The 22,458-nt window shown below is 63.5% G+C and carries 24 protein-coding genes; 15 read left to right on the top strand and 9 right to left on the bottom strand.

Annotation, left to right across the window (positions count from 1 at the left end; translation table 11 throughout):
- The first annotated feature begins 77 nt into the window (after window positions 1-77).
- A complete protein-coding gene (locus tag BKY26_RS13855) occupies window positions 78-455 on the top strand; it encodes a hypothetical protein (RefSeq protein ID WP_071690978.1) in 378 nt (125 codons plus the stop codon).
- 345 nt (window positions 456-800) lie between these two features.
- Here BKY26_RS13855 and BKY26_RS13860 read toward each other — a convergent pair whose 3' ends face one another.
- On the bottom strand, window positions 801-1,712 hold the full coding sequence (locus BKY26_RS13860; protein ID WP_071690979.1) for a pirin family protein: 912 nt from the start codon (window positions 1,710-1,712) through the stop codon (window positions 801-803).
- Window positions 1,713-1,877: 165 nt separating this feature from the next.
- On the opposite strand from BKY26_RS13860, the gene BKY26_RS13865 reads away from it, so the two are divergent.
- Window positions 1,878-2,831: an NAD(P)-dependent oxidoreductase gene (locus BKY26_RS13865; protein ID WP_071690980.1), complete on the top strand. Its 954-nt coding sequence runs from the start codon at window positions 1,878-1,880 to the stop codon at window positions 2,829-2,831.
- A 146-nt stretch (window positions 2,832-2,977) separates the two neighbouring features.
- Window positions 2,978-3,466: a hypothetical protein gene (locus BKY26_RS13870; protein WP_083431458.1), complete on the top strand. Its 489-nt coding sequence runs from the start codon at window positions 2,978-2,980 to the stop codon at window positions 3,464-3,466.
- Between the two features lie 22 nt (window positions 3,467-3,488).
- On the opposite strand, the gene BKY26_RS13875 is transcribed toward BKY26_RS13870, so the two are convergent.
- On the bottom strand, window positions 3,489-4,919 hold the full coding sequence (locus BKY26_RS13875; protein WP_071690982.1) for a Glu/Leu/Phe/Val family dehydrogenase: 1,431 nt from the start codon (window positions 4,917-4,919) through the stop codon (window positions 3,489-3,491).
- A gap of 287 nt (window positions 4,920-5,206) precedes the next feature.
- On the opposite strand from BKY26_RS13875, the gene BKY26_RS13880 reads away from it, so the two are divergent.
- From BKY26_RS13880 to BKY26_RS13915, 8 genes are all read left to right on the top strand, one after another.
- A complete protein-coding gene (locus tag BKY26_RS13880) occupies window positions 5,207-6,781 on the top strand; it encodes a TadE/TadG family type IV pilus assembly protein (RefSeq protein WP_071690983.1) in 1,575 nt (524 codons plus the stop codon).
- 8 nt (window positions 6,782-6,789) lie between these two features.
- The gene (locus BKY26_RS13885; RefSeq protein ID WP_071690984.1) at window positions 6,790-7,320 is read left to right on the top strand and encodes a TadE/TadG family type IV pilus assembly protein; all 531 of its coding nucleotides are present in this window, start codon (window positions 6,790-6,792) and stop codon (window positions 7,318-7,320) included.
- Window positions 7,321-7,327: 7 nt separating this feature from the next.
- Window positions 7,328-7,984, top strand: a complete 657-nt coding sequence (locus tag BKY26_RS13890; RefSeq protein WP_071690985.1) for a TadE/TadG family type IV pilus assembly protein — start codon at window positions 7,328-7,330, stop codon at window positions 7,982-7,984.
- Between the two features lie 112 nt (window positions 7,985-8,096).
- The gene (locus BKY26_RS13895; protein ID WP_071690986.1) at window positions 8,097-9,347 is read left to right on the top strand and encodes a sarcosine oxidase subunit beta family protein; all 1,251 of its coding nucleotides are present in this window, start codon (window positions 8,097-8,099) and stop codon (window positions 9,345-9,347) included.
- Between the two features lie 22 nt (window positions 9,348-9,369).
- A complete protein-coding gene (locus BKY26_RS13900) occupies window positions 9,370-9,819 on the top strand; it encodes a hypothetical protein (RefSeq protein ID WP_158514342.1) in 450 nt (149 codons plus the stop codon).
- Window positions 9,819-10,091, top strand: a complete 273-nt coding sequence (locus tag BKY26_RS13905) for a sarcosine oxidase subunit delta (RefSeq protein WP_071690988.1) — start codon at window positions 9,819-9,821, stop codon at window positions 10,089-10,091. The genes BKY26_RS13900 and BKY26_RS13905 overlap by 1 nt, the downstream gene beginning before the upstream one ends.
- Entirely contained in the window at window positions 10,091-13,021 is a 2,931-nt protein-coding gene (locus BKY26_RS13910; protein WP_071691004.1) for a sarcosine oxidase subunit alpha family protein, read from the top strand. Before BKY26_RS13905 ends, BKY26_RS13910 begins: the two co-directional genes overlap by 1 nt.
- Before the next feature lie 52 nt (window positions 13,022-13,073).
- Window positions 13,074-13,568, top strand: a complete 495-nt coding sequence (locus BKY26_RS13915; RefSeq protein WP_245764458.1) for a sarcosine oxidase subunit gamma — start codon at window positions 13,074-13,076, stop codon at window positions 13,566-13,568.
- An 80-nt stretch (window positions 13,569-13,648) separates the two neighbouring features.
- On the opposite strand, the gene BKY26_RS13920 is transcribed toward BKY26_RS13915, so the two are convergent.
- The 7 genes from BKY26_RS13920 to dnaG form a co-directional block, all read right to left on the bottom strand.
- On the bottom strand, window positions 13,649-14,182 hold the full coding sequence (locus BKY26_RS13920; protein ID WP_071690990.1) for a DUF4166 domain-containing protein: 534 nt from the start codon (window positions 14,180-14,182) through the stop codon (window positions 13,649-13,651).
- Window positions 14,182-14,625 carry a thiol-disulfide oxidoreductase DCC family protein gene (locus tag BKY26_RS13925; protein ID WP_071690991.1) on the bottom strand — a complete coding sequence of 148 codons (444 nt, stop codon included), beginning with the start codon at window positions 14,623-14,625 and terminating at the stop codon, window positions 14,182-14,184. The genes BKY26_RS13920 and BKY26_RS13925 overlap by 1 nt, the downstream gene beginning before the upstream one ends.
- A gap of 18 nt (window positions 14,626-14,643) precedes the next feature.
- Window positions 14,644-14,913, bottom strand: a complete 270-nt coding sequence (locus BKY26_RS13930; protein WP_071690992.1) for an HlyU family transcriptional regulator — start codon at window positions 14,911-14,913, stop codon at window positions 14,644-14,646.
- A 67-nt stretch (window positions 14,914-14,980) separates the two neighbouring features.
- Entirely contained in the window at window positions 14,981-15,214 is a 234-nt protein-coding gene (locus BKY26_RS13935; protein ID WP_071690993.1) for an RND transporter, read from the bottom strand.
- 131 nt (window positions 15,215-15,345) lie between these two features.
- Complete coding sequence (locus tag BKY26_RS20050; protein WP_131541874.1) at window positions 15,346-15,921, bottom strand: hypothetical protein; 576 nt, start codon at window positions 15,919-15,921, stop codon at window positions 15,346-15,348.
- Window positions 15,911-17,899: an RNA polymerase sigma factor RpoD gene (gene rpoD, locus BKY26_RS13940; RefSeq protein WP_071690994.1), complete on the bottom strand. Its 1,989-nt coding sequence runs from the start codon at window positions 17,897-17,899 to the stop codon at window positions 15,911-15,913. The genes BKY26_RS20050 and rpoD overlap by 11 nt, the downstream gene beginning before the upstream one ends.
- An 84-nt stretch (window positions 17,900-17,983) precedes the next feature.
- Entirely contained in the window at window positions 17,984-19,912 is a 1,929-nt protein-coding gene (gene dnaG / locus BKY26_RS13945) for a DNA primase (protein WP_071690995.1), read from the bottom strand.
- A gap of 146 nt (window positions 19,913-20,058) precedes the next feature.
- On the opposite strand from dnaG, the gene BKY26_RS13950 reads away from it, so the two are divergent.
- The 4 genes from BKY26_RS13950 to ribD all read left to right on the top strand — a co-directional run bounded on the left by BKY26_RS13950 (window position 20,059) and on the right by ribD (window position 22,415).
- Entirely contained in the window at window positions 20,059-20,247 is a 189-nt protein-coding gene (locus BKY26_RS13950) for a hypothetical protein (RefSeq protein ID WP_071690996.1), read from the top strand.
- Between the two features lie 44 nt (window positions 20,248-20,291).
- Window positions 20,292-20,714, top strand: coding sequence for a secondary thiamine-phosphate synthase enzyme YjbQ (locus tag BKY26_RS13955; RefSeq protein WP_071690997.1), 423 nt, complete (start codon window positions 20,292-20,294; stop codon window positions 20,712-20,714).
- A gap of 123 nt (window positions 20,715-20,837) precedes the next feature.
- Window positions 20,838-21,302, top strand: a complete 465-nt coding sequence (gene nrdR / locus BKY26_RS13960; RefSeq protein WP_071690998.1) for a transcriptional regulator NrdR — start codon at window positions 20,838-20,840, stop codon at window positions 21,300-21,302.
- Window positions 21,303-21,305: 3 nt separating this feature from the next.
- Window positions 21,306-22,415 (top strand): bifunctional diaminohydroxyphosphoribosylaminopyrimidine deaminase/5-amino-6-(5-phosphoribosylamino)uracil reductase RibD, encoded by a 1,110-nt coding sequence (gene ribD / locus BKY26_RS13965; protein WP_071690999.1) that lies wholly within the window; start codon window positions 21,306-21,308, stop codon window positions 22,413-22,415.
- The last annotated feature ends 43 nt before the right edge of the window (window positions 22,416-22,458 follow it).

Genomic DNA, 22,458 nt, shown 5'->3' on the forward strand with positions numbered 1-22,458 from the left:
CCATCCGACGCGGCTCGACCAGAGCCGTTGAGCGGGTGGCCAGGGGACGCTAGGATGCAGTGTCGAAAGGGAATCTCATGGCCGCCGATCCGCTGCAGCTTGACCGCCTCTCAGACCGCCTGACCGCGCTCTTGCGCGAAAAGCTGGGGGTGCGCGCCGATACCCTGCCCGTGGCCCTGCGCCGGGCGGGGCGGAAACTGCCGCGCCGGTTGCGGCGGGATGGCGCGCTTCTTCTCGCAGCGATCGAGCGGTCCCGGAACCCGCGGTTGGCGCGGGTCACAGATGGCGACGGGCCGGAACGCGCGGCAAGGCGGATAGAGGTCTATCTGAGCGGCCTAGACCCCGCCACAGCCCGCGCCCGTGCCCGCGCCTATCTGTTCGCCGATCTGGCCTTTCGGCTGGCGGTTGTGATCGCATTGGTGATCGGCGTTCTGGCCTGGCGTGGCTACGTCTGAACGATTGCGCTGGCCTGCCAGCTGGCAGGACGCGCCTCGTTTAGCCTCCCCCTGAAGGAGAGGCTCTCCTTAGCCCGTATGTTCTTGGATAAGGGCCCGCGCCGGGTTGTCGGCAGAACCGGTTCGCCTGCGTCCGGCTGACGCATCGAAAGCCGTGACTCCTCGCCTATTTGCACGGGTGCGTGAACCTAAAAGGACCGGAAAGGAAACACACATGTTCAAGGGTTTGGGGCTGTCTCTGGCGCTGATCATCGGTGGAATGGTGGCGGCACCTGCACTGCTGATGGCCATCGTCTGACAAGAAAGGCCCCGTTCAAATCGGGGCCTTTCCTCGTTTCAGGATGGTCAGTGCTGCGGCTTCAGAAACGTCCCGTTTCGAAGATCGCGCATGGCCTGCTGGATCTCGGCCTGTGTGTTCATCACGATCGGACCGTGCCAGGCGACCGGCTCCTCGATCGGGGCCCCCGAGATCAGCAGGAACCGCACGCCCTCCGGCCCTGCCTGTACCGTTACCTCGTCGCCGGTGCCGAAGCGGATGAGGGTGCGGTTGCCCGACAGGTCACGCATATTGACCTCTTGCCCCATAACCTCTTTTTCCAGCAGCACGCCCTCTGGCTGCGAGGCATCGGCAAAGGCTGCCGCCCCGTCGAAGACATAGGCGAAGGCGCGGCGATAGGTGTCGATTTTGAAGGTCTTCTTCACCCCGGCGGGCACATACACATCGAGGTATTGCGGATCGGCGGCGATGCCGTCCACGGGGCCGCGCTTGCCCCAGAATTCGCCCACGATGACCTTCACCCGCGTGCCGTCATCGTCGATGATCTCGGGGATTTCCTTGCCTTGCACGTCCTGATAGCGCGGCGCGGTCATCTTCAGCGACGAGGGCAGGTTTCCCCAAAGCTGAAAACCGTGCATTTGCCCCTTCGCGTTCCCGAAAGGCATCTCCTGGTGGAGGATGCCGGAACCGGCGGTCATCCATTGCACATCGCCCGCGCGAAGCTTGCCTGTATTGCCCAGGCTGTCCCCGTGTTCCACGGTGCCTGCCAGCACATAGGTGATAGTCTCGATCCCGCGATGCGGGTGCCAGGGAAAGCCGCGCATGTAGTCCGACGGGGTTTCCCCCCGGAAATCGTCGAACAACAGGAACGGGTCCAGTTCGCTTGGGTCCTGAAAGCCGAAGGCGCGGTGCAGCTTGACGCCGGCGCCCTCCATCGTGGGTTGGGCGCGTCGGGCTTCGGTAACGGGTCTGATGGACATGGAAACCTCCTCGGGTCCTGATTGCAAGGAATGTAGGGCGAGGCAGGGGCATCGACAATTGGCGGTCCACAAACGACCATTGTGCAGTCCTGCAAGGGTCGGTTTCGGGCAAGACAGGCCGGACAGCCCGTGAAATTTTCGCGAAAACCTTCAGGGAGACTCGGAATGAAAGTAGGGTTTATCGGACTTGGCAATGTCGGCCACAAGCTGGCCGGATCGCTGTTGCGCAACGGGGTCGACATCACGGTTCGCGATCTGGATGAGGCCAGGGTGGCCGAGTTCGCGGCCAAGGGTGCCAAGGTTGGGGAAAGCCCCGCCCAGATGTTGCGCGACTGCGACGCGGTGATCACCTGCCTGCCGCATCCCAGCATCTCCGCCAAGGTGGTGGAAGGCCCGGACGGCCTGCTGGAGGCCATGGGGCCGGGCAAGATCTGGATGGAGATGAGCACCACGGACGAGGCCGAGGTGAAGCGCCTTGGGGCCATGGTCATCGCAGCGGGCGGCGCGGCGGTGGATTGCCCGGTATCGGGCGGCTGCCACCGGGCCGATACCGGCAATATCTCGATCTTTGCGGGCTGCGACCGGGCAACATTCGAGCGTATCCTGCCGCTGCTGACAAAGATGGGCCGTCGTGTGCTGCATACCGGCCCGATCGGGTCGGCCTCGGTCCTGAAGGTGATCACCAACTATCTGGCCACCGCAAACCTGATCAGCTGTGCCGAGGCGCTGACCGTGGCCAAGGCGGCCGACATGGATCTGGGCGTGGCCTACGAGGCGATCCGGATTTCCTCGGGCACCAGCTTCGTGCATGAAACCGAAAGCCAGGTCATCCTGAACGGGTCGCGCGATATTTCCTTCACCATGGATCTGGTGCTGAAGGATATCGGCCTGTTTCAGGAGGTCGCGGACCGGGCGAATGTGCCTTTGGAGATGAACCCGCTGATGATCCAGATCTTCAAGGACGGCATCGCGCGCTACGGAGAGCGGGAACTGTCCCCGAATATCATCAAGCGGCTGGAAGAGGCGACCGGCCTCGACATCACCTATCCGGGCTTCCCGGCAGAGATGACCGATGATGAACCCGAAGAGCCCGGATACGAGGTACGTCGCGAGGTCTGATCAGGGGCGTACCCTCCGGACAAGTTTCACGTAATAAACTCCTGCGCGGCCCAGAGGGTCGCGCGGTGAATTGCCTCCCATGACTCTCGTTCTGGTCATTTCTTCCGCGCCATGCTCTAACCCGGAAAATCAACCGGAGAAGCTGCATGACCGACAGCGACGAAATCCTGGAACGCATCACTCCGAAGGGCCCGCGCAGGGTGTTTGCGACGGGATCGCTCGGTTTGCTCGGCCTGCTTCTGGTCTGGGTCGCGGCAAGCCATCCGCCCGCTGATTTCGGGTTCACGGCGCTCTTGCTGGTGATCGGCGCCGGCAGCCTGTGGTTGTCCTGGGCGCTGTGGCAGGCCTCCAGCGTGACGCTGGAACTCACGCGGGAGGAACTGCGCGAACAGGGCGGGCGGCTGATTGCCCGGATCGACAATATCGAAAAGGTCGACCGCGGCTTCTTTGCCTTCAAGCCCGCCGCCGGGTTCCGCCTGTCGCTGCGCGACCGGATGCCGAATGCCTATGCGCCGGGCCTGTGGTGGCGACGCGGGCGGATGGTGATGGTGGGCGGGGTTACCTCGAATGCGCAATCCAAGGCGGTGGCGGATTTGATCTCGGTCCGCATCGCGCAACAGCGCGGAGAGCTGTGACAGCCCCCCGCGCCCTGCCGATTTACAGGCCCTTGGCCCGGTAGCTGGCCGCCACGCGCCCGATCGAGACCATGAAGCCCGCGGTCCGCAGATCGGTCACGTCGTTGCGGCTGTGCCAGACCTCGCGCATCGACTGGTAGGCCGCGCGCATCGTGTCATCGAGGCCCGAGCGCACCAGTTCCAGCTCGTCCGCGCCTCGCAGATATTTTTCCTTGAAGGCCGGGGTCAGCGACCATGCGCTGCCAAGATGCCGGTCGAGCCGCTCCAGTTCATCGACGATCAGCTGGTGGCGTGCTTCTTCCTGGCGGCGCTGCATCCGGCCAAAGCGGATATGGGACAGGTTCTTGACCCATTCGAAATAGGACACGGTCACGCCGCCCGCATTGGCATAAAGGTCGGGGATGATCACGGTGCCCTTCTTGCGCAGGATTTCATCCGCGCCTGCCGTTACCGGGCCATTCGCGGCCTCGATGATCAGAGGGGCCTTGATATTCGCCGCGTTCTGCAGGTTGATCACGCCCTCCAGTGCCGCCGGGATCAGGATATCGCACTCCTCCTCCAGCGCCTTGACCCCGTCCTTGATGTAGCGGGGCCCCGGGAACATGTCGACGCCGCCGGTGCGGGCGATGTGGTTCTTGACGGCCTCGACATCCAACCCGTCAGGATCGAGCAGCGCGCCATCGCGTTCGATGATCCCGACGATCTTGGCGCCATCCTCCTCCGACAGGAACTTGGCGGCGTGGTAGCCCACATTGCCGAGCCCCTGCACGATGATCCGCTTGCCGTCGAGAGACCCGCCAAGCCCCGCCGCAGCGACGTCTTCGGGATGGCGGAAGAATTCCTGAAGCGCGTATTGCACGCCCCGGCCCGTTGCCTCGACCCGGCCCCGGATACCGCCCGCATGGGGGGGTTTGCCGGTCACGCAGGCCTTGCCGTTGATATCGGTGGTGTTCATCCGGGCATACTGGTCGGCGATGATCGCCATTTCCTTTTCACCGGTGCCCATGTCGGGGGCGGGCACGTTCTGCGCCGGGTTGATCATGTCGCGCTTGATCAACTCATAGGCGAAGCGCCGGGTGATCTGTTCCAGCTCGTGCTCTTCATAGTCGCGCGGGTCGATGCAAAGCCCGCCTTTCGATCCGCCGAAGGGGGCTTCGACAAGGGCACATTTGTAGGTCATCAGCGCGGCCAGCGCCTCAACCTCGTCCTGGTTCACATTGGGGGCGTAGCGGATGCCGCCCTTGGCCGGTTCGAAATGTTCGGAATGGACCGAGCGATACCCGGTGAAGGTCCGAATCTCGCCCCGCAGACGCACCCCGAAGCGAACCGTGTAGGTGGCGTTGCAGACGCGGATCTTTTCTTCCAGCCCAGGGGGCAGATCCATCATGGATGCAGCGCGGTTGAACATCAGGTCAACTGACTGACGGAAACTCGGTTCTCCCTTCGGGGACATCGCGTATACCTCCTTGGCGTGTTCCGTGTGCGGCCCCTGCTGTGTTTGCAAACCGCCCATTTTTTGAGCGGACCACAGCTGGCCCATCCATGCAAGACAACCTGTCGTTGAAACAGCCAGTTTCATCGTTAAGCGCTGAAAAATGCACGCAAGTTGATTGTTGTCATTCATAAAACTCCCCGTTTCCTTCCTGCTTCCGCCCCATTTCTGCCGTTCTTGTGAACGAGGAAGACCATGGGTCGAACTGCGTCGATCCACGACTCGTCATTTTGCATGAGGCTTCCGGGATGACCCGAGCGACAGATCCGATCCGCCAAACGCGACCCCACGCGCCAATTCGGCGCCGGGCCGGATTTCTGCGCGACGAACGCGGAACCGTGACGATCTTCGCCTTGATGATGTTCGTCCTGATGCTGGCCGCTGGCGGGATCGCCATCGACGTGATGCGCTACGAAACACAGCGCACGCAGTTGCAATACACGCTGGACCGCGCCGTTCTGGCCGCGGCCGCGCTGAACCAGACTGAAGACCCGGAGGCGGTCGTGATCGACTACTTCGCGACCTCGGGTCTGGATCACTACCGGCTGGAAGTGGACGTGGACCAAGGGCTGAATTTCCGCCGGGTCTCCGCCTATGCCGAGATGGATCTGCGGTCCTACTTCATGAACATGTTCGGGGTGAACGCCCTGACATCCCCCGCGCGGGGGGCCGCGGAAGAGCGGATCATGGATATCGAGATTTCCATGGTGCTCGACATCTCGGGTTCCATGGGCTGGAACAACAAGATCCGCAACATGCGCGACGCGGCCAATGAGTTCATCGACACCGTGCTTGCCGCGAATGCGGAAGAAGACCAGGTGTCGATCTCGATCATCCCCTATCACAGCCAGGTCAATGCGGGCACGACGCTGGCCAGTGTCTTCACCCTGTCTGACGAGCACAATGAATCGAACTGCACCCGCTTCGATCCGGCCGACTACAACGTAACCGCGATTGACCCCGATGAGGCCATCGAACGGATCGCGCATTTCGACTATCGGTACCGCAGCAGCTATCGCACCTTCCGCACGCCGCATTGCACCACCAGTGACTACGCCGCCATTCTGCCCTGGTCGAATGACGCGGATGAGCTGCACGCGCTGGTCAACAGCCTGAGCGCAAACGGCAACACCGCGATCGACCTTGGCATGAGATGGGCCGTGGGCCTGCTGGATCCGGCGGCACAGCCCGCTGTGACGGAACTGATCGCCGCGGGAGAGGTGGACGCGGATTTCGAAGGCCGCCCCTATTCCTACGAGGAAGACGAGGTTCTGAAGATCATCATCCTGATGACCGATGGCGAGAATACCAGCCAGGTCGACGTGGTTCAGGAATTCAAGCGCGGGCCCTCGACCGTGTTCCGCGACCCTGACACCGGCCGCACCTCGGCCTATCTGCCGCGCTACGACCTGTACTACTGGCACCACAATGACAGCTACAATTCGCAGCCCTATGGTGGCAGCGATGCCGAGGCCATTCCGTGGGCCGAACTCTGGGCCACCTATTCCGCTCGGATGCTGGCCGGCGAATACTACTACTACGCCGGTGACTGGGACTACTATCGCCAGCTGCGCTACTACTCGATCGAAACCTACGCGGGTGCGAGCGAGGCCGATGCCAACCTGCGCAATATCTGCGACGCGGCAAATGAGGCCGGGATCATCGTGTTCACCATTGCGTTCGAGGCGCCTGCCCGCGGCGAAAGCGTGATGCAGCACTGTGCCACGACGCCTGCCCATTACTACGACGCCGAAGGGATCGAGATTTCCGAGGCCTTCGCCTCCATCGCGGCGTCGATCAACCAGCTCAAGCTGATCCAGTAGGGCATGACATGTGGGGCCTGACCAAGATATCCCGGTTCTTCCGCAAAGAAGAGGCCAACGCGACAGTGGAATTCGTGATCGTCTTCCCGCTGATCGTGATGATCTTCGTGGCGGCCTTCGAGACCGCCATGCTGCTGACCCGGCAAGTGATGATGGAACGGTCGCTGGACAGCGCCGTGCGCTACCTGCGGCTGACCTCTGATGTGACGGTCACCCATGACGCGATCCGGGACAATATCTGCGACAACACGCCGATCCTCATCAACTGCCAGGAATCACTGTTGCTGGACCTGCGCGTGATTGATCAGGATACCTACAACCTTCCGGACTATCACACGCTTTGCGTGGACCGCTCCGGCACCGTTACCCCGGCCAACCAGTTCCATCCCGGCGCGGACAACCAGTTGATGCTGATCCGCACCTGCGCCCTTGTGGACCGGATCCTGCCGATTTCCGGGCTCGGGCTGGACCTGACGCGCGACGATACCGGCGCCATCCACATCACCGCCGCCACCGTCTTCGTGAACGAGCCGGAGTGAGACAGCCATGAAACGGATGATCAGGACATTCTGGAAGGACGAAGGCGCCTCGGTCGCGCTGGAAGCGGTGATCGTGATTCCGATCCTGGCCTGGGTCTTCGTGGCCAGCTTTGTCTTCTTCGACGCATTTAGAGTCTACAACACCTCGATCAAGGCGACCTATGCGGTGGCCGACGTCCTGTCACGCCGCACAAACGAGATTGCCAGCTCGGATATCGAGGGGCTTGCGGATGTGTTCCAGTTCCTGACCCGGAACACCGCCGGATCGGCCCTGCGTGTATCGCAGATCACCCGACAGCAGGGCGGCTACCGGATCGACTGGTCGCACGGCACCGACGGGACGACCTATATCCGCGCCAGCGACTTCCCCGATTTCATCGACCGCATTCCGATCATGGCCTATGGCGACCGGATGCTGCTGATCGAAACCTTCCTGCCGCATCGCCCGGCTTTCAGCGCGGGCCTTGCCGATCAGGAATTCGTGAATTTCACCGTCACCCGCCCCCGTTTTGCCGGTCAGGTGGCCTTCGAGGCCGATCTGGAAAACTCATACGTCTACACCAACAACGGCTATCCAACGGGTCTGGACGGCTTCTACTACATCAATGAAGAAGGCGGCGCGGATCCAGCGCATGACCCGGATTGGGATGTCGATCCGTCCTGATCCGTTTTGGCGTCGATAACTGACCTTCCGGTGTCGTGAGCTTGAGTTTCCTTTCGCAATCCGTCTGACTACACTCTCCCCGTCTATACCACCGACCGGGCAAGGAGAGGTCATGCGCTATTCGGGTTGGCAGGTCATCAAGCAGGGTCTGTCGGGCAACCGGGGCTGGAAACCGGCCTGGCGCGATCCCGCGCCCAAGGCGGAATATGATGTGGTGATCATCGGCGGCGGGGGGCATGGGCTCGCCACGGCCTATTACCTTGCCAAGGAACACGGGCTGACCAATATCGCCGTGCTGGAGAAGGGCTATCTCGGCGGCGGCAATGTCGGCCGCAACACCACCATCGTGCGCGCCAATTACGGGCTGGAGGGCAACTCGCAGTTCTATTCCCATTCGCTGAAGCTGTGGGAAGGGCTGGAGCAGGACCTGAACTATAACGTCATGCACAGCCAGCGCGGAATCGTGAACCTGTTCCATTCAGACGGCCAGCGCGATGCCTACGCCCGGCGCGGCAACATGATGATGGCCCAAGGCGACGATGCGATCCTGCTCGACCGCGACGGCTGCCGCAAGCTGATGCCGTTCCTCGACTATGACCAGACCCGCTTTCCCATCTTCGGGGGCCTCTATCACAAGCGCGGTGGCACCGCCCGGCACGACGCGGTGGCCTGGGGCTATGCACGCGGCGCGGATCAGCGGGGCGTGGACCTGATCCAGAAATGCGAGGTGACCGGCATCGATGTCGAAAACGGCAAGGTCACGGGCGTGCAGACCACGCGCGGCGCGATCCGCGCCAAGAAGGTCGCCATGTGCGCGGCGGGCCGGTCCGGCCAGGTGGCGGCGATGGCGGGGATGCGGCTGCCGATTGAAAGCACCGTGTTGCAGGCCTTCGTCACCGAGGGGCTGAAGCCGGTCATCGACAACGTGATCACCTATGGCATGGGCCATTTCTACATCAGCCAGTCCGACAAGGGCGGTCTGGTCTTCGGCGGCGATATCGACTTCTACGCGTCCTATGCGTCTCGCGGGAACCTGCCGATGATGGAACACGTGATGGAGGCGGGCATGACCCTGATGCCGATGATCGGCAAGGCCAAGCTGCTGCGGTCCTGGGGCGGGATCATGGACATGTCCTCGGACGGTTCGCCCATCATCGACAAGACCCATATCGACGGGCTCTACGTCAATGCGGGCTGGTGCTATGGCGGGTTCAAGGCGACGCCTGCCTCGGGCCATTGCTATGCCCACCTGATCGCAACCGACCGCCCGCATGAGGCCGCCACCCGCCACCGGCTCGACCGTTTCAACACAGGGAGGATCATGGATGAGGAATCCAAGGGCTCTCAGCATAATCTGCATTAGCATGATGGCGGCGGTCCCGGCCTTGGCGAACGACACGTTCCCCATGGGGTGCTATGCGCGCGACTATTCGGCAGAACATCTGGCCGCGCATCCGGCGCAGGTGGCAGAGCGGCTTCGGCTGAACTTCTACCGGCTGGACGGCAGCGCGCCTGACAGCCTGCTCTATTTCGATGTGACCGCCCTGATGGCCAATCAGGGTCATGCCGCCCAAGACGGGCTTGGCGGCGAGGTCATGACCGAAACCGGGTTTTGCAATCGCCCGTCGGGCTGCGGCGTCGAAGCCGATGGCGGCACGTTCGAGATCACGCGCTTGGCGGACGGGGTGCTCGAAATCCGCACCTCTCACCTGCGCGTGGGCATGAATGGTGGGATCGACCACGAGGGGGTCTATTCCTCACTCGGCGAGACCTACAACGAATACACAACCTACCGGCTTTTTGCCGCCCAACCTGAAGCCTGTTCGGAGTTCTGATGCGTATCAAATGCCCTCTCTGCGGGGACCGCGACAGCCGCGAATTCACCCCAATGGGACACGAGACCTATATGAACCGGCCAGACGACGAGGGCTGGAGCCCCGCCTGGGACAACTACCTTCATCTGCGCGACAACCCGGCCGGGATCACGCGCGAAATGTGGTATCACGGCGCGGGCTGCACCAGCTGGCTGCGCGTGGAACGCGACACCGTCACCCATGACATCCTGCGTGTTGAGCTTGCCGTGGATGTGAAGCGGGGGAACGCATGATGCGGATCGAGGGCAAGGGCCGGGTCGATGTATCGGCCCCGGTGAAATTCAGCTTCGACGGGCAGGGATATACTGGCTTCAAGGGCGACACGCTGGCCTCGGCGCTGCTCGCCTCCGGCGTCAAGCTGGTGGGCCGGTCGTTCAAATACCACCGCCCGCGCGGGGTGCTGACGGCAGGCTCGGAAGAACCCAATGCCATGGTGGAAATCGGGCGCGGCGCGGCGCAGGTGCCGAACGTGCGCGCCACGGTGCAGGAGATCTATGCCGGACTCGACGCCTACAGCCAGAACCGCATGGGACCGCTGGCCTATGACCTGCTGTCCGTGAATGACCTCTTCCCGAATTTCCTGAGCGCCGGATTCTACTACAAAACCTTCATGTGGCCGCGCGCCTTCTGGGAAAAGCTCTATGAGCCTGTGATCCGCCGCGCGGCGGGGCTTGGCTCGCTCTCGGGCAAGCACAACCCCGACCACTACGAGAAGGCCTTCGCCCATTGCGATATCCTCGTGATCGGGTCCGGCCCCACCGGGCTGATGGCCGCGCTGACGGCGGCGCTTGGCGGCGCGGACGTGATCCTTTGCGAAGAAAGCAATGAGTTTGGCGGTCGGCTTCTGTCCGAGGACGAAGAGATTGACGGCCAGCCGGGGGCGGAATGGGTGGCCTCGATGCTCGACGCGCTGCGCGACACGGGCCGGGTGCGGCTCATGTCCCGCACCACCGTCACCGGCGCCTATGACCAGGGCACCTACGGCGCGCTGGAACGGGTGGGCCTGCATGTGAACGGCCCGGCAGAGCTGCCCAAGGAATGCTTCTGGCGGATCAACGCGCGGCAGGCGGTTCTGGCAGCGGGCGCGCTGGAACGCCCCTTGGCCTTCCCGATGAACGACCGGCCCGGCATCATGATGGCCAGCGCCGTGCGCAGCTACCTGCACCGCTACGGCGTGGCGGCAGGGCGCAAGGTAACGCTGTTTGCCACCAATGACGACGCGCATCGCACCGCGCTCGATCTGATGGCCAACGGTGTGGAGATCGCTGGTGTGGTCGATGCGCGCCCGGATGCAAAGGCGCAGGGCGACTATCCGCTCTTTGCCGAGGCCGAGGTCATCACCACCAAGGGCCGCAAGGCGCTGACAGAGATCACCATCCGCCACAATGGCAGCGAGCAGAAGATCGCCACCGACTGCCTGGCCATGTCCGGCGGCTGGAACCCGACGCTGCACATGACCTGTCACATGAACAGCCGTCCGGTCTGGAACGAGGGGATCGCGGGCTTCGTCCCTGCCGATGACGCCGTTCCGGGGCTGATCCCGGCGGGGGCCTGCAAGGGCACCTATTCAACGGCGGGCTGTCTGGCCGAGGGTGTGGAGGCCGCGAAACAGGCGCTGTCTGCGCTTGGCGGGAAACTGCCCGAGGTGGATATCCCGCAGGCCAGCGATGCCGTGGGCGGGTCGAAACCGCTCTGGTTGGTCAATGGCAAGGGCCGGGCATGGCTCGACTTCGCCAATGACGTGACCTCCAAGGACATCAAGCTGGCCGCGCAGGAGGCGTTTACCTCTGTCGAGCACATGAAGCGCTATACCACTCAAGGCATGGCGCCGGACCAGGGCAAGAACTCCAATATCGGGGCGCTGGCCATTCTGGCGGATGCCACGGGCCGGGCGATCCCGGAAACCGGAACGACGACCTACCGCCCGCCCTTCGTGCCGACCTCGATCGCCGCGCTTGGGGCCGGGGCGCAGGGTAAGGGCTTCGCGCCCGAACGCTTCACCACCAGCCACGACGCCAGCATCGAACGCGGCGCGCCGATGATCACGGCAGGGCTGTGGTATCGCCCCAGCTACTTCCCGCGTCCGGGCGAAACCACATGGCGGCAGTCTTGCGACCGCGAGGTCACGATGACCCGCAATGCGGTTGGCATCTGCGACGTTTCCACCCTTGGCAAGATCGACATTCAGGGGCCGGATGCGGGCGCGTTTCTGGATTTCGTCTATACCAACATGTTCTCCACCCTGAAGGTGGGCCGCGTGCGCTACGGGCTCATGCTGCGCGAGGACGGGCATGTGATGGATGACGGCACCACGGCGCGGTTGGGTGAGACCCATTATGTCATGACCACCACAACGGCGGCGGCGGGCGAGGTGATGAAACACCTTGATTTCGTTCAGCAATGCCTGCGGCCTGACCTGAATGTCCGCTTCATCTCGGTCACCGAACAATGGGCGCAATTCAGCGTTGTCGGTCCCAAGTCGCGCGATCTTCTGAACGGGTTGCTCGATGCCCCGATCGACAATGACAGTTTCCCCTATATGGGCTGCGGCGAGGTCAGTGTGATGGGCGTGAAGGGGCGGCTCTTCCGCATCTCCTTCTCGGGCGAGCACGCCTATGAAATCGCCGTGCCGTCACGCTATGGCGAGGCGCTGTATCGGCAGTTGGTGACGCAGGCCGAAACGCTCGGCGGCGGGGCTTACGGGATGGAGGCGCTCAACGTCATGCGGATCGAGAAGGGCTTCATCACCCATTCCGAGATTGACGGGCGCGTGGTGCCCTTCGATATCAGGATGGACCGGATGGTGTCGGCCAAGAAGATGTGCATCGGCAAGCCTGCGACCCTGCGCGAGGGGCTGAAGGAAACCGACCGACCGCAACTTGTCGGGCTGAAACCCGTGGGCGCTGTGAAAGAGCTGACCGCCGGGGCGCGGCTGTTCTCTGCCGGGGCCGACGCGGTGCGTGTGAATGTGGAGGGCTACACGACCTCTGTCGGGTTCTCGCCGTCGCTTGGGCATTTCATCGGACTTGGGTTCCTCAAGGACGGGCCGAACCGAATGGGTGAGGTCGTGAAGATGGTCGATCATGTGCGCAATGTGGAAACGACGGTCGAGGTGTGCAGCCCCGTCTTCCTCGATCCGGAAGGGGAGAAACTGCGTGGTTAAGCTGCTTGCGAAGTCGCCCGTAGAGGGCCTGGTTCCCTTGGAAATCAATGGCTTGACCCTGACGGAATCCGGTCCGGGCCCGATCACCTCAGTGGCCCCCTATGCAGGCCAGGAGGCGGCTGCCTCGGGCGCATTGAAGGCGCTCATTGGGGCGGAGATGCCGTCGCCGAACCGGTCCACGGGCCGCGAGGGCGCGCGGGTGGTCTGGACCGGGGCAGGGCAGGCGATGGTGATTGGCGCCGATGTCGATCCATCCCTTGCGCAGCACGCCGCCCTGACCGACCAAAGCGACGCCTGGATCACTTTTAAGCTGCAAGGTCAAGGGGTTGAGGATGTGCTGGCACGGCTCACACCGCTCGATCTGAATCCCGGCGTGTTCAAGACAGGCCATGCGGCGCGCAGCCAGTTGGGCCATATGAACGCGGTCTTTCTGAAGGTCGCGGCGGATGCGTTCGAGAGCATGATCTTCCGCTCCATGGCGCGCACGGCGGTGCATGAATTCGAGATCGCCATGAAGGCCGTCGCCGCCCGCGCCGCGCTGTCCTGACCTGCCGAAAACAGGGGGGTGCCATGCGTACACCCCCTGTACACCCCCCGTACACCCCCTGTGCAGACAAAACGGCGGTTTCAGTCCGGCCGTAGCTGCCCGCGGTAGCGGATGAGCAGCCCGACCAGGGGCAGCGACGCCGACACGTCAAAGCCGAAATCGCCCGCCTCTGTCTGGCATTCGCTCGTCTCGCTGCGCGGGGTCAGCCAACGGGGCATGGGAAGGCCTAGAACATGCATCCGGTCGATGCCGTAATGCAGCCGCCCATCCTGCATCCACAAGGACATGCGCAGGCGCACCGGGCCAAAGCGTTCGATGACCGCACGGCCATCGTCTGAGACGCTCAGGCGGGATTGCGTGACATGGCCGCCGAAGTCGCGCCGCCAGGTGCAGCCACCATCCGGTCCCGGCTGGATCAGCAGGGTGACCGGCAGATCGGGGGCGGCCTGCGGAAACCCCCCAAGCCAGAGCGCCATGCGGGCCAGCCAGGACGGGCCGCGAGTCACGGCGCAGCGGCCCTGAAACCGGGTCTCGCCATCGACCGTATGCAGGGCCTCGATAGCCGGGGGCAGGACAAGCCCCGTGGTGGCGGCAACGCGCGCGACCGGGTCCATTAGCCCCACCCGCCGGGCAGGAACCGGGCGCGCAAATCGGCGTCGGGGATCATGCAGGTGTCATAGCGTCCGAACCAGCGATAGCGGTTGCGCGCGATCAGGGAATAGACCGGGTCGGCCAGCCAACGGGGCAGCCAGCCGATGCAGGACAGCCACCGCCACCCCCCGCCGATCACCCGAAGCGCGGCGGCAACCGCGCGGGTCTTGGCATGGCATTCGCCTGCCACAAGAACCAGCGTGGTCTCATATCTTTCGGTGGACAGGCCAAGCGCCGCGTAGATCTCCTGCCCGAGCGGCGATTGCGCGGTGACGAAGCGCAGGCGCCGGTCGCGGTCATGTTTCAGCAGAAACCGGAAACTATGGGCGCAGAGCACGCATTCCCCGTCGAACACCACCACTGGCGCGGGGCCGATCCGGTCAGAGAGGGTCGCGGGCAGCTGCATGGCGATACCCCCGTCCGATCAGAAAATCCTGTCGCCCATCTGGTCGATCATCGACTTGGCCTTTTCGACGGACGCCTCGGCGGCCTGATCGGCCCCGTGCAGCATGTCGGCGCGGATCAGGTGGTGGGACTTCAACTCTCCGCCGATCTCCTTCTCGATCCGGGCGGCAATGCGGTAGCCATCGGGTTCCTTCATCGGCTCGGGGATGATCGTGTAGCCGTTATAGAGGGTGGGCTCGGGGCCCTTGGGGGTCTCGGACCCGCCGAAGAGTTTCTTGAAAAGGGACATGCGCATGCTCCTGACCTGTTCGGGGCGGAGTGAAGCAAAGGCAGGCGGTGATGTCCATGGGGCGGGTTCAGCCGCGTGCCGGTCGCACGGGCATCAGCCTGAGGGCCAGCAGCAGCCAGGGCAGGCCGTGCAGGGCAAGGTCGAAGATGTCGATGGGGCGGGTCAGGGTGCCGCCCGCCAGCATCTTGAGCTTTTCCCAGATATGCGGCTCGGGCACGAAGGGGGCGAGGCCGAGGGTGAGGCAGGCGAGGATCAGGTAGATCACCGGGATCGCGTCGAGGCGGCGTTTGAGGGCGGACATGGGCGGCTTCCTGCGTGGCTTGGTGGAGTGAAGCAGGCAGGGCAGGGGATGTCCATGGGGGTGTGCCCCGCGGGGTACAAGGCGAATCCGCTTGGGATGGTGGGCAGAATTGCCCACCCTACTTGCTAGCTCTAGATTTCTTGGATTACGAAAACCGGTTGTTGAGGTAGGGCAAGGCCTCGATGAACTAATGCGTTCAAAGCAAGCCGTCGTGTATGCCCTTCGATCAACATAAATGGTTTCTGAACTAGAATTCGATCCTTGTTGAAGAAACCGTTCGCGGTGCCAAATACTATCGGAGGATAGTCCCAAGTGGCTTCTTGAGAGAGTAAGCTAATAAGCGGTTCTTTAGTTGGTCGCCCGAATTCGTCGGACCAACGTGTCAGGTCACTCTCAGGTTCAAACACCTCGTCAATAGCCGAAGCAACATTAGAAAGAAATTGGTCTGGAAGCCATGACTCCAGTGAGACTTTGATCCTTTCGAGGTCAAAATATCTGTGAACAGTGTAATCCCAGTGTCTGTAGACCCATTGTTCTACAAAATTCTTTGGCAAATGCCCGAGTCTTTGCATTCCACACCGGTCCCACCATTCCCCGAAGGATTCTTCGGACCGTCCACCACAATCACCGATTGGCCGAAGTTTTTCTGGCCATTCGCAGTCCTGATAAGGTGGCTGAAAGGCTTTATTGCCCACCTCACTGATCAAGGAAACTCCGCAGCTTCCTGCTCCGCGAGGGATGTTTCAGCTTCCTGAGCGCCTTCGCCTCGATCTGGCGGATGCGTTCGCGGGTCACGCTGAACTGCTGGCCCACTTCCTCCAGCGTATGGTCGGTGTTCATGCCGATGCCGAAGCGCATGCGCAGGACGCGTTCCTCGCGGGGCGTGAGCGACGAGAGCACGCGGGTCGTGGTTTCCTTCAGGTTTTCCTGAATGGCGGAATCCAGCGGCAGAACGGCGTTCTTGTCCTCGATGAAATCGCCAAGCTGGCTGTCTTCCTCGTCGCCAATCGGCGTTTCCAGCGAAATCGGTTCCTTGGCGATCTTCATCACCTTGCGGACCTTTTCGAGCGGCATTTGCAGCTTCTCGGCCAGTTCTTCCGGCGTCGGCTCACGGCCGATCTCGTGCAGCATCTGGCGGCCGGTGCGCACCAGCTTGTTGATCGTCTCGATCATGTGGACCGGGATGCGGATGGTGCGGGCCTGGTCGGCGATGGAGCGGGTGATCGCCTGCCGAATCCACCAGGTCGCGTAGGTCGAGAACTTATAGCCGCGGCGGTATTCGAATTTGTCGACCGCCTTCATCAGGCCGATATTGCCTTCCTGGATCAGGTCGAGGAATTGCAGGCCCCGGTTGGTGTATTTCTTGGCGATGGAGATCACTAGGCGCAGGTTGGCCTCGACCATTTCCTTCTTGGCCTGACGGGCCTCTTTCTCGCCCTTCTGGACCTGCTGCACGATGCGGCGGAATTCGCTGATATCGAGCCCCACATAGGTGCCGACCTGCGCCATGTCGGCGCGCAGTTCTTCCACCTTGTCGCGGGAGCGTTCCATCAGCATCTGCCAGCCCCGGCCCGGCTTCTCGGCCATGCGGTCGACCCAGGTCGGGTCCAGCTCGTAGCCGCGATAGCTCTCGATGAATTCGCGGCGGTTGATGCGGGCCTGATCGGCCAGTTTCACCATGCCGCTGTCGATCGACATCACCCGGCGGTTGATGCCGTAAAGCTGGTCGATCAGCGCCTCGATCCGGTTGTTGTGCAGGTGGAGTTCATTCACCAGTTCAACGATTTCCGACCGCAGCTGCTGGTAGACGGTTTCCTCTTTGGCGGAGAAGCTGGAATCCTCGTTCAGCGTGGCCGAGATCCGCAGATCCTGCATGGCCGAAAGCTGTTCGTAGTCGGAGGCGATCCGGTCCAGCGCCTCCAGAACGCGGGGCTTCAGTGCCGCTTCCATGGCCGCGAGGCTCATGTTGGCCTGTTCGTCTTCCTCGTCGTCGTCATCGGAGGAAATCGGGTTGCCGTCGGCGTCGAATTCCTGCTGCTTTTCCTTCTTGTCCTCCGTGGCGGCGTCAGTGGACAGGCCCTGAGCAACGGGGGCTTCATCCGCGTCCTCGCCTTCCATGGAGCTGCCGAAGGTGGCGTCGAGGTCGATCACGTCGCGCAACAGGATTTCTTCGTCGAGAAGTTCGTCGCGCCAGATGGTGATCGCCTGGAAGGTCAGAGGGCTTTCGCAGAGCCCGGCAATCATGGTGTTGCGGCCGGCCTCGATGCGCTTGGCAATCGCGATCTCGCCTTCGCGGGACAGCAGTTCGACGCTGCCCATCTCGCGCAGATACATGCGGACGGGGTCATCGGTGCGGTCGAGCTTTTCGGTTTCGGCGGTGGACACGGCCACGTCACGCGACGACGAGGTTTCGACAACGGCGGTGGAGCCCTGTGCCTCGGACTCTTCCTCGACCTCGTCATCCTCGATCACGTTGATGCCCATCTCGGACAGCATCGACATCACGTCCTCGATCTGCTCGGAACTGACCTGCTCGGGCGGCAGGACCGTGTTCAGCTGATCATAGGTGATGTAGCCCCGCGTCCGGGCCTCGGCGATCATCTTTTTGACCGCGGTCTGGCTCATGTCGAGGCTGACATCGGCCTCTTCACCGTCGGATTTACGATCGTCGGTATCTTTTGCCATACGGTATCCCCTTCGCGGGCGAGCTGATTCGCCCCATGCGTCACATGTTGTTCTAAGCGCGAATCACTGATTCGCACACCCGCGCTAGCGGGTTTTCTTCTCCCACGGGCGGGTTTCTATCAAGTCCCGCAAGCGTTTGGACAGGGCGCTTTCGTCTTCCGGCGATGCCGAACTGCTACTGGATTTCGGTGCGTCCGCCTGCTGACGGGCGTGAAGAGCACTGTTCAGGCGCCAGCCAAGTCGTGATTCGTCGCCCCCGTCGAGGTCCTCCAGCGCCTCTGCCATTTCGTTCTGTATGCCGCGCCGCGCCGCGAGCTTTGCAAATTCCTCGGCCAGACAGAGGGCCGCTTTTTCCGTATCGCCGGGCGCGCGCACACAGGGTGCGATACGCACGTGGCCCAGAGACAGCAGTTTTTCAAGGGTTGCAGACAAATTTGCCTGGTCGAGCGCCGCGCGCAGATTGTCCGGGTCGCGTTCCGGGGTGCCCAGAAGAAACCCGGTCAGCCGCGCCTGGTCGGGGTCGGTCGGGTCCAGCCGGTCGAGCGCGTGTTCGAACTCGTCGATCAGGGACGGTGTCAGGCAGAGCGTCGCAAGGATCAGCGCGGCGCGCATGTCGAGGTCGGACATTGCCCCGGCGGCGAGTGGCGTCATCCGCGTTTCGGCCATCGGTGAGGCAACGCCCTTGTGCGGGAACCGACCCGGCTGCCATGCGCCACGTGCCGGGCGCGGGGCACGGAACAGCTCAAACCGCATGTCCTTCAAGACCTGCCCGTAATGGTGGCGCAAAGACGGGTCCTTGATCTGGCCAATCGCCTGACGCAGCGATTTGTCCAGCGCGGCGCGGCGTTCGGGGCTGTCGAAGACCTTGCCCTCGGTTTCGCGCTGCCACAGCAGCTTGACCATCGGCTCGGCACGATCCAGCAGATCCTGCATGGCGCTTGCGCCCTTTTCCTTGATCAGGTCATCGGGGTCCTTGCCCTGCGGCAGCAGCACGAAGCGCAGGGATTTGCCCGCCTCCAGCAAGGGAAGCGCAAGGTCGATCAGGCGCATGGCGGCCTGCAACCCGGCGCGGTCACCGTCCAGCGCCACGATGGGTTCATCAGAGATACGCCATAACAGGGCCAGCTGGTGTTCCGTGATCGCGGTGCCAAGGGGGGCGACGGCGGCCCCGAACCCCGCCCGGTCGAGCGCAATCACGTCCATGTAACCTTCGGCCACGATCAAGGGCTGGCCCTTGCCCGCTGCCTCTCTCGCCGGTCCATGGTTGTAGAGCGCGCGGCCCTTATCGAAGAGCTCCGTCTCGCGGGAGTTCAGGTATTTCGCCCGCGCGTTCGGGTCCATCGCCCGACCGCCGAAGCCGATGCAGCGCCCGCGCGGGTCGCGGATCGGGAACATGATCCGGTCGCGGAAGGCGTCATAGGGTGTGCCACCGTCATCGGGTTTCGTGGCGATCCCGGCGGCGATGATCAGATCGGGGTCGTGGCCCTTTTCCTTCAGGGCCTGAAACGCCCCCTGCCGCGATCCCGGCGCATAGCCCAGTTCGAACCGGTCCTCGGCCGCCTGATCCAGCCCCCTGCGGTCGATATAGGCCCGCGCCTGCGCCCCCACTGACGCCCGCAATTGCAGCCGGTACCAGGCCACGGCGGCCTCCGTCACCTCGGCTAGCTGCGTGCGGCGGTCGGCCTTTTCCTGTGCGCGGGGGTCGCGGGCGGGCATGGGCATCCCGGCTTCGCGGGCGAGGATTTCCACCGCCTCCATGAAGCCGACATTTTCGGTCGACTGGACGAAACTGATGGCATCGCCCTTCTCGTGGCAGCCGAAGCAGTAATAGAACCCCTTGCGGTCATCTACGTGGAAGCTCGCCGTCTTTTCCTGATGGAATGGGCAGGGCGCCCACATGTCGCCCTTGCCCTGGTTCGACTTGCGCTGATCCCACGTGACCTTGCGCCCCACGACCTGCGTCAGGGAGATTCGGGTGCGAAGTTCATCCAGGAAGCCGGGGGGTAGACTCATGCGGCGGAGTATCCTGCGGGCACGGGGGGAAGTCCAGCGGGCGCGGACGGGTGTAATTCCATGATTTCGCCACATTTGCGCCCGAATGCGGGCACAATGTGACGGCATTCAGGCAATCTGGGGGCGCTTCCGAGAGGAAACGCAAGATGTTTGCCGAATTTCTTACCGCCGAGTCCGGTGCCGTGACCGTCGACTGGACCATCATGACCGCTTTCGTCTGCGGCCTTGCCCTGTCCGTGATCGGTCTGCTCAGCGCAGGCGCACAAGAGCCGACCAATGGGCTGAACGCCACGCTGTCCTCGGACGTGATCGGCAACCATTCCAGTTTCGACTGACATCGCATCTCGACGCCGGGTCCGGTTTGGACCAGTCTGCCCCCATGCTGACCCGGTTCGAGATCCCCACCCAAGGCCCCGGCCTGTACGAATTCACAGCCCCGCTGGCCCGATGGCTGGCGGGGTTGTCCGTGTCGGAGGGGCTGCTGACGCTGTTCATCCAGCACACATCGGCGTCCCTTCTGGTGCAGGAAAATGCCGACCCCGAGGTGCAGACCGACCTGACCGCGTTCTTTCACCGGCTGGTGCCGCCCACCACCGACCCGTCGATGGCTTACCTGACCCACATCTATGAAGGCCCCGACGATATGCCCGCTCATATCAAGGCGGCGATGATGCCCGTGTCGCTGAGTATCCCGGTCAGTGACGGGCGGATGCAGCTTGGCACATGGCAGGGGGTCTATGTGGTCGAACACCGGACCCGCCCGCACAGGCGGCAGGTGGTGGCCAAGCTGTTGTCCGGCTGACCCCTTATCTTGGGGGTGACAATTCCCCTCTACCCAAGGTCTCGCGGCTGACCTATAGTGCCTGTGGATAACTGGGGCATCAGACCCCAGTGGCAGAGCAGAGTGGAAGAGGGGATCAGGCCCATGCGGTGCCCGTTTTGCGGAAATGTCGATACCCAGGTGAAGGATTCACGCCCGGCGGAGGATCACGTGGCCATTCGGCGGCGGCGCTTCTGTCCGGCTTGTGGCGGGCGCTTCACGACCTATGAGCGCGTGCAGCTGCGTGACCTTGTGGTGATCAAGACCAATGGCAAGCGAGAGGATTTCGACCGCGACAAGCTGGAACGCTCGATCCGCATCTCGATGCAGAAACGCCCGGTGGACCCTGAGCGCATCGACCAGATGATCTCCGGCATCGTGCGCCGGCTGGAAAGCATGGGCGAAACCGACATTCCCTCGAAACAGATCGGCGAGATCGTGATGGAGGCACTCGCACGGATCGACACCGTGGCCTATGTGCGCTTTGCCAGTGTCTACAAGAACTTCCAGGCTGCCGACGATTTCGAGGATTTCGTGGCCGAGCTGAGGCCCCCGAGCCCCGAAGGCTGAGCCATGACCCAGGACGATGCCCGCTGGATGCGCCACGCGCTGAGCCTTGGGGCGCGCGGGGCGGGGCAGGTCTGGCCCAATCCGGCCGTGGGCTGCGTGATCGTCAAGCATGGCCGTGTGGTGGGCCGCGGTTGGACCGCGCCGGGCGGGCGTCCGCATGCGGAACCGCAGGCGCTGGATCAGGCCGGGGATGAGGCCGTGGGGGCCACCGCCTATGTCACGCTGGAACCCTGCGCGCACTGGGGCCAGACCCCGCCTTGCGCCGATGCGCTGATCCGCGCCTCGGTGGCGCGCGTGGTCGTGGGCCTGCGCGATCCCGACCCGCGCACCGATGGCGGAGGCATCGACCGGCTGCGTGAAGCGGGGGTCGCCGTGACCGGCCCGGTGCTGGAGGAGGAGGCCCGCCGCGCGCATCGCGGGTTTCTGAGCCGTGTGCTGCGCGGACGACCGCGCCTGACCCTGAAACTGGCCAGTTCCTTCGACGGGCGCATCGCCACGGCCACGGGCGAAAGCCAGTGGATCACTGGCCCCGACGCCCGCCGCGCGGTCCATGCCATGCGGATGCGTCACGATGCAGTGATGGTGGGGGCGGGAACGGCGCGCGCCGATGACCCGTCGCTGACCGTGCGCGGCATGGGGGCGTTGCGCCAACCGGTGCGCGTGGTGATCTCGCGCCGTCTCGACCTGCCCCTGGACGGGGTGCTGGCCCGCAGCGCGCGCGAGGTGCCGGTCTGGGTGATCTGCGGCGACAGCGCCGATGCGGACCTGCGGGCTGCCTGGGAAGGCCTCGGGGCGCGGGTATTGACGGTCGCAACGGGGCCGGGCGGGCAGATCGACCCGACAGCGGCGCTGGAGGCGCTTGGCCGCGAGGGGCTTACGTCGGTCTTCTGCGAAGGCGGCGGGGCGCTGGCCGCGTCGCTGCTGTCCGCCGACCTCGTGGACGACCTTGTCGGCTTTACCGCCGGGATGGTGATCGGCGCCGAGGGGCAACCGGGAATCGGTGCGATGGGGCTGGCGGACCTTGCCGAGGCCCCGCGCTTTAAATTGCGGACAACCAGCAGGATTGGCGCCGACATCCTCCACGAGTGGACCCGCCCTCTTTCATCTTGGTAAAAGTACCCACTGGCGGAATGCTCTTCGAAGAGCATTTTTCGCG

Origin of the sequence: Nioella sediminis, from assembly GCF_001879695.1 — a bacterium.
In the GTDB taxonomy this organism is placed as follows: domain Bacteria; phylum Pseudomonadota; class Alphaproteobacteria; order Rhodobacterales; family Rhodobacteraceae; genus Nioella; species Nioella sediminis.